This window comes from Vibrio sp. 1249-1 (assembly GCF_033340495.1).
On the sequence record NZ_JAWOWJ010000716.1, the window covers coordinates 1 to 631 of the forward strand.

General features: G+C 48.8%; 1 protein-coding gene. It reads right to left on the minus strand.

All coding sequences use genetic code 11. The features are described 5' to 3' along the window. Nucleotides 1–631, minus strand: a 631-nt coding sequence (locus tag R7Z50_RS28520) for a S49 family peptidase (protein WP_318149883.1), incomplete at both ends; no start/stop codon positions are given.

Below are 631 nucleotides of genomic sequence, written 5' to 3' on the forward strand. Positions count from 1 at the left end.
GAGGTGCCAACGCCGTCGGTGTTGATACCAAGTTTGCTGAAGCCTTTTTCGAACGTCGTAATAACGCTGAAGATACCAATAGAACCTGTCAGTGTTGTTGGTTGTGCGACGATTTTATCTGCGCTCATTGAAATCCAGTAACCGCCAGAGGCCGCTAAGCTCGACATCGAAACTACAACAGGTTTGCCTGCTTTTTTTAGCGCTTCCACTTCGTTGCGAATCACTTCTGACGCAAACGCACTGCCACCAGGGCTGTCTACGCGAAGCACGACTGCTTTTACCTTCTCATCGTTACGCGCTTGACGCAGTAGACTTGCAACCGTGTCACCGCCTACTGTTCCACGAGGTTGTTGACCATCCATGATGGCGCCACTTGCAACAACAACGGCAATATCATGGTTTGCGAGTGTGTAGTCTGGGCGAATCGTCGCTAGGTAGTCGTAATAACTAATGGCGTTATAGCTGTCTTTACCGTCGCTACCAAATTCTTTGGCGAATAGGGTACGAATATCTTGGCGTGTCGCCAATTCATCAACTAACCCCATTTTGACTGCCAATTGCGCCAAATCACCATCCACAGATTTCATCTCGGTAAGCAGTTCTTCCATCGTTGGGTTTAGCACTTTGGCGT